The 6262-nt window shown below is 33.8% G+C and carries 8 protein-coding genes; 7 read left to right on the top strand and 1 reads right to left on the bottom strand.

The genetic code is table 11. The features are described 5' to 3' along the window. The coding region (locus V7161_RS20930) for a hypothetical protein (RefSeq protein ID WP_335714818.1) at positions 1-271 on the bottom strand (271 nt) is incomplete at its 3' end. Here V7161_RS20930 and V7161_RS20925 point away from each other — a divergent pair. From V7161_RS20925 to V7161_RS20895, 7 genes are all read left to right on the top strand, one after another. Further along, a complete protein-coding gene (locus V7161_RS20925; RefSeq protein ID WP_420491650.1) occupies positions 250-432 on the top strand; it encodes a CotD family spore coat protein in 183 nt (60 codons plus the stop codon). The two genes, V7161_RS20930 and V7161_RS20925, sit on opposite strands and share 22 nt — an antisense overlap. A gap of 581 nt (positions 433-1013) precedes the next feature. Then, positions 1014-1712 carry a hypothetical protein gene (locus V7161_RS20920; protein WP_335714808.1) on the top strand — a complete coding sequence of 233 codons (699 nt, stop codon included), beginning with the start codon at positions 1014-1016 and terminating at the stop codon, positions 1710-1712. 919 nt (positions 1713-2631) lie between these two features. Continuing rightward, positions 2632-2916, top strand: a complete 285-nt coding sequence (locus tag V7161_RS20915) for a hypothetical protein (RefSeq protein ID WP_335714807.1) — start codon at positions 2632-2634, stop codon at positions 2914-2916. Between the two features lie 722 nt (positions 2917-3638). After that, positions 3639-4010 carry a DUF4430 domain-containing protein gene (locus V7161_RS20910; protein WP_335714806.1) on the top strand — a complete coding sequence of 124 codons (372 nt, stop codon included), beginning with the start codon at positions 3639-3641 and terminating at the stop codon, positions 4008-4010. 209 nt (positions 4011-4219) lie between these two features. Next, entirely contained in the window at positions 4220-4540 is a 321-nt protein-coding gene (locus V7161_RS20905) for a putative quinol monooxygenase (protein WP_335714805.1), read from the top strand. A gap of 305 nt (positions 4541-4845) precedes the next feature. Beyond that, complete coding sequence (locus tag V7161_RS20900) at positions 4846-5118, top strand: DUF2277 domain-containing protein (RefSeq protein WP_335714804.1); 273 nt, start codon at positions 4846-4848, stop codon at positions 5116-5118. A 288-nt stretch (positions 5119-5406) separates the two neighbouring features. Next, entirely contained in the window at positions 5407-6087 is a 681-nt protein-coding gene (locus V7161_RS20895) for a DUF3885 domain-containing protein (protein WP_335714803.1), read from the top strand. The last annotated feature ends 175 nt before the right edge of the window (positions 6088-6262 follow it).

Genomic DNA, 6262 nt, shown 5'->3' with positions numbered 1-6262 from the left:
ATGAAAGAAACTCCAAATGTAGTACCGAAAATGAAAGAAACTCCAAATGTAGTACCGAAAATGAAAGAAGTTCCAAATATAGTACATCCAATGAAAGAAACTCCCAATGTAGTACCACACATGAAACAGATGCCAGTCCAATACTTTCCATTTCAAGCATGTCAGCCAATATACTGCCCGCCCCAAGCGTTCCCTGCTCAATATTATCCACCACTAGTTTCACCTTGGCAACAATATGTAAAAACAAATTTGTATAATAATGTAGTAACACATGTACACCCTTCGCATACAACTACTTTTAACAAGCATATGATTCATCATCAATACTATTTCCCGCACACAGAATCATATGTAAATAAGTGCTGTGAAACACATACGATGTGCGGATTCCCATTCAACCCTTGTTGCCCGCCTAGACCATTTGGATACTAGCTTCATTTACCCCAGCCATTTAGGCTGTGGCATTTTTAATAAAGTCGTTTTTACTTCCCTAGGTGGGTCTATTGTGTAATATTTCTTATTAAAGTAACGGGTGCTTATCTTAATGATCTGGCTGTTAAAAATGCAGCCTTTTCTTATTGAGCTAACGGGGCAGGTTAGTTGAATAAGGATTCAATTCAAAAGATAGATATATTCCAACAAAAGATCACACTGTGTTATTGTTTAAATATGATTTGTCTAGGGTAGAAACAAGAGAAATGTGTGCAGAAGTTGAATCTGTCTATATCCCGACATATCCCCGCCGTTTAATTCGTTTCCTTAATAAATTAGTGGTGGAAGCAAATCAAGAAAGAAATGTCCTATCACGCAAAACTTGAAAAAGTAATTGTAAATGGAGATTAAGATATTACACAACTAGTTAAGGAATTAGAAGAACAGAAATTAGAAATCTTATGAATGATAATTTATCGTTTAAACCCTTTTATTCGAAGGGTTTTTTTACTAAAATTAACAAGGAATTTTCCCAAATTTGTCTTATAATACAATTGAACTAGATAAATAGGGGGAAAAGTATGAATAAGAAATTATTGTTTTTTAGTTTGGTTGTGTGTATTTCTTTGAGTTTTATTTTAATCAATTCCTTGAAAACAGGTGCTGAAAGCAAAAAAACACTCGAGGAAATGGTAATGGATCAACAAATGACAATTGAAAAGCTTCAATCACAGCTTACTGAAACACAAGCGCAGCTTACAAATACACAAGAAAGACTAGCAACCATTGAAAATAAACAGACTGGACTTGATCAGTATGAATCTCGTCTTTCAAAGTTAGAAACAACAATTGGACAGTGGGATTCGGATGAAACTGTATCTCAACAAATAAGTCGGATTCACGGATTACTAGATAACAGGATTACATATTTGGAAAAACTACATTCAATTGACAAAGCATCTATTCAAGATTATGTTGGGAAACTTCCAACCACAATGCGTAATGAATTAAGCATGTCTATTGATATGAGCGCAACTGAATGTCAAATGCGGGGTGATTGTACTGAATTACCATTGCATGTTGAATATCTTTGGGCAAACATCGGTAACAGTAATTATAATTTATTAGATTATATCTCAAAAGAACAGATTATAGACATTGCAAAAGCTGCTTACAATGATGTTAAACAGCCTGAAAAAGTAATACCACAAAAAATTAATATTTATATCAATCAACCATTTCAGACATCAACAATGACGATTGAAGTTCCTTTAGACTAAAATTCTAAAATAAAGAAATTAAACCCTCTTGAACTCAGGAGGGTTTTATTTCTGTGTTTATTGAAACTATCCTATTTTTAGGAAGTGAGCAATTAGTGGCAAAATGTCACTCTTTTTTCATAATTATAGTAATACAACATTTTCTAAATTAGTTATGATTTGAATGTAATTTATTTGGGAAGTGTCCTATGTATATATTGCAATTTTGTAATGCCTACACTCAAAAAATCATGAGACAAGTCGAGTATGAAAACATTGAAAGGGTTTATTCTATTTTAAATTCTTTTCAAGGTAAGAATAATCAATTTTGTTATATCCTAGACAGTCAGCAAAGATTACACAAGGCAGACTATGTTTCGAATACTGTTAATTATCAAGGCAATAATACAGTTTATCGAGTTTTCTTCAAAGTGAAGTTGAATGATTTACAACCATTGGTTAAAAATTGATTAATGAAGAGTGGCTAATTTAGTCGCTCTTATTTTCCTTCTTGGCTGAAAAGCTTCAAGATATAGCTGCTCGACTTTTTTAGGCTTATTCAACTAACGGGGCAGGTTAGTTCTAGAAGGAAATTTTTTATTTAATATAGAAATAATGGTATATAGGAGGGGTTAATATGCACATTGGAGATTACCTATGGCAAATTTTTAATTTTGGATTGCTTATTCTGTGTATCACCTTACTCGTATTGTTTTTCCGTCAATACAAAAAACGTAAAAGTTGAATTTAGCAGAAAAAATGCAAAGTAAATTTGCTTATAAAAAAGACGATAACATACAGCATTAATTCATATGTTAATCTTTGTTCTTGCTAAACGAAGCGCTTTCTTATTCGACTAACGGGGGTAGGTTAATTTAAGAAAGTATTTATCTTATTACAAGAGAAATTACTATTGATATTTCTTATCAGAGGGATTGATTTGAAGATGGCAAGAGTAATCGGAACACTCGGTTTTCTGGGAGGTATACTCTATTTCATTCTCTTAGTATTTTATGATCCATACAGTAACGAACCTCTTGCAACAGATACCTTGGTTGGAATGGCAATAATGTATCTCCTTCCTACTATAATTGCCCTGTATTCGATTGTATTTACCAAACCAAAATTATTAATTTTATGTGCTATATGTGCGTCACCAGCAGGTCTATATGCGTTAGGCGGTAATGGGATTTTCAATTGGTTAATTATGCCCCCGCTGTTGTAGTTAATAGCAGGGATAATAATGCTAAAGGGGAGAAGCCGTGCAAAAGGAATTGATGTGTGAATTGAAATCATCTTTCCTTATTCAGCTAACGGGGTGCTTGAGTTTAAGATCTGAGCTGAACGTGGCAGCTCTTTCTTGTTGAACTTAAGGGACAGATTAATTTAATAAGAACAAAATAGACGTCACCCATTTTACCATTTTATGGTAATGTTGAAGTAGTTTATTTTATAAGGGGCGACAAAGTTATGGGGATTATTTTAACATTATTTTACGGCTTTATTGGTTTAGTTGTTCTATTTCTTGTAATTGCATATGCATTGGCATTGATAATTCTAAGCAAGTAAAGGCTTTAAGGTCAGAACTTAAAGAAATAAAAAATCAACTTAAAGATTTTGGTGAAAATGTGAAATAACTTTGTGTTGTTATACAAGGGGGCTAGAGTTGAAAACGGTGATCGCTGCGGCGGTCTTTTTCTTGTTAAGCTAACGAAGCAGGATAGTTTAATAACAGTCAAAAAGACAAAAAAATTGATTCTTTTTCAATCGCTTAAAGCCTAGATTAAATTTTTAGCGATAAACCAGTGTCATTAACCAAATTTGTTATAGTTAATTCTATTTATATTTGAAATTACACCTAACAACTTGTTAGGTGTTTTTATATGAAAACAACACCCATAATTAAATGACATTAGGAAATAATAAGAAAAAATGAGGAGGATAGATATGTACAAACTTGCTTTTGCACTCCCCTTTTTGTTTGCTTTATGGCTTGCAAATCCAGCATATGCTGTTGAAGTAAATGGCATTATTCAGATTATGGATCAAAACAATAAAGTTATAGTAAAGAAAAATATAACATTTGAAGAGGGAGACACTATTTACGACATAACTAAAAACAACTTTGATGTGGCGGAAACAAACGGTATGATTACAGGAATCAATGGATTGGTTGATAAACCTACAGAAAACATCCATTGGGCTGCATTTATTGATGGTAAATTTGTTGAAATTTCACCAGACGATGTAGGACTTTACGCAAATGATATTTTAACTTGGGCGTTAAGGGATTACGATAAACAAGAAATAATGAAATAAAAAGAAATGTTCATCACGGAGGTTATATAATTCGCCTCTTTAGAAATAAGAGTTGAAGAGCCAGCTGCCAATCTCGGCAGCTTTTTTTATTTAAGTAACGGATGCAGGTTACTTGAAGAAGCTTTATTAGTTTTTATTATGGAAATAATAGGATAACAGAGGTCGGATGTAGAAACAATTAACAGGTTACAAAATTAAGGAGGATCATAATGAACAAATTCAGTTTGTTTGGGAAGTTTACGATACAAGAGGGCGAACGTGACACAATGGTAGATATTTTGTTGGAAGCAGCAGAATCAATGAAGAATCTTGATGAATGCGAGATATATCTCGTAAATGTTTCTGAAAGTGAACCAAATTGTGTTTATGTTTATGAAGTGTGGAGTAATGAAAATGCCCATCAAGCCTCTCTAACTCTTGAATCTACACAAACATTAATAAAGCGTGCAAAACCAATAATTACTGGAATGGAGAGAATCAGCACCCTAAAAACAAGGGGTGGTAAGGGCATTTCATCGAATTTTTATTAAGCTAACGGGTGCAAGAGTTAAAAACGGGATGGCGGCGGCAATCCCTTTTGTTATCCCAGTAACGAAGCAGATTAGTGAAAGAAGGTATTGTTAAAAACAATGGAGAATAAATACCTTAGCATTTATTTAAAAGTTGGTGTTAGATATAAAGTGGAATTTTCCATCAATGGTAATTCTTAAAATAGAAAAGAGTCATTGTTTTGATCAATTTTTGTACAAAAAGATGAATTTTTATATTCCTTAAATTTAATCAATCTTTTTTAAAGACCAACAATAATGAAAACAAAAAGGAGTAAGAGTAAGTTATGTGCCGAAACATTCGAACATTATTTAATTTCGACCCACCAGCTACCGAAGAAGAGATTCATGCAGCATCTCTTCAGTACGTCAGAAAGATAACGGGTTATAACCAGCCCTCAAAGGTGAATGAGGAGGCGTTTATTCGTGCGGTCAATGAGATTGCAATGGTTTCTAGAGAACTATTAAACACACTGGTAACGAGTACCGAGCCACGGAATCGTGAGGTCGAAGCTGAGCGTGCTCGTACTAGAGCAGCTAAAAGGTATGGAACAAATTAGAGGACTAAAAAATAGAAAAAAGTGTTTGATAGGATAGGTTCTTTAACCAGTGCTTAAATCAAAAAGATAAGCTGTTTCGACAGCTTATTCAGAATTAGTTTGTAAAACTAACAAGTGCTTGAGTTGAGGAGGAAAGGCTGCTGCGGCAGCCTTTTTTATTCGACTAACGGGGCAGTTTAGTTGAAGATGCAATGCTATAATTATTATCAAATCGATTATTTATGTAGACAAATCCAAACCTTTTTCGGATACCTTGAATTCGATCTAAATGGAAGCGAGAATTAGTAAATGAACATAATGGACTATCTTAAGGGAAGGTTTCCAACTGTCAAATTAATCCCAAGCATTTATTATCAGTGGGACATTGGCATCCACTTTTCACTTGGTGGGGAAATCTGTCAATTCAAAGATAATGATGATCTCAATCTCGAGCGATTTCGACTTGTATATAAGCAAACCTCAACAATTTTCAATGAGTTGTTTGAGCAAAATGACGACTTGTTCTTCGTGACGAATGTTTATAAGCACAAAACAAAAGAGAAACATACTAGAAAACTGAAGGTATACCAGCCGTTTCTGAAGTGTAAAAATAGTTTGAATCGAATTCAGGTGAAAACGTTCCCTTATCCGTTCGAGTTGGACGAAGCAGAAGAATTCGAGCTGCAACAATTTTCCTTGCTGTGTAAGCGAGGAGACATACGTGTAAATGAATTACTTAAGGCAGCGAGTAATGAAGATTTTCCATTGAAACCAAAGTTCGGAAGGTACTCCATCGATTATCCCGATGTTTTCTTAGTGAACATCACAAAAGACATTATTTTCTTTGTCTACGACGACCGAGGGTGCGAAGTTATAGCCAGTGAAGCAGATCGAATACGTCCACTTTATGAGAAATACTACGATTGGGTAGAAGAAGTTGATAGAAAAAGGATTGAACAAGGGTTAGGAGAAATAAGATTGAAAAAATGAAAACAATCAAAGTATTCATCTATTTTCTCTTGTTCAACTACTGGGTGCAACAGTTTTAGATTAAGTACCGAGTCTTTAGGTATTATTATGTAAAACTAAAAGAAAGGTCTACACCATAAGGGGATGCTATGGACAATGTTATTAATATATCTTGTAATTTTAATTGGAATTATAG

Source organism: Neobacillus drentensis, assembly GCF_036965425.1.
Lineage (GTDB): Bacteria > Bacillota > Bacilli > Bacillales > Cytobacillaceae > Neobacillus > Neobacillus drentensis_F.
This window is presented reverse-complemented; position numbering and strand designations above follow the sequence as displayed.

What these genes read in the sequence shown, in the direction of transcription:
- V7161_RS20910 (WP_335714806.1), top strand. Translation starts at nt 3,639, where the DNA reads ATGTACAAACTTGCTTTTGCACTCCCCTTTTTGTTTGCTTTATGGCTT.
- V7161_RS20895 (WP_335714803.1), top strand. Translation starts at nt 5,407, where the DNA reads ATGAACATAATGGACTATCTTAAGGGAAGGTTTCCAACTGTCAAATTA.
- V7161_RS20900 (WP_335714804.1), top strand. Translation starts at nt 4,846, where the DNA reads ATGTGCCGAAACATTCGAACATTATTTAATTTCGACCCACCAGCTACC.
- V7161_RS20920 (WP_335714808.1), top strand. Translation starts at nt 1,014, where the DNA reads ATGAATAAGAAATTATTGTTTTTTAGTTTGGTTGTGTGTATTTCTTTG.
- V7161_RS20905 (WP_335714805.1), top strand. Translation starts at nt 4,220, where the DNA reads ATGAACAAATTCAGTTTGTTTGGGAAGTTTACGATACAAGAGGGCGAA.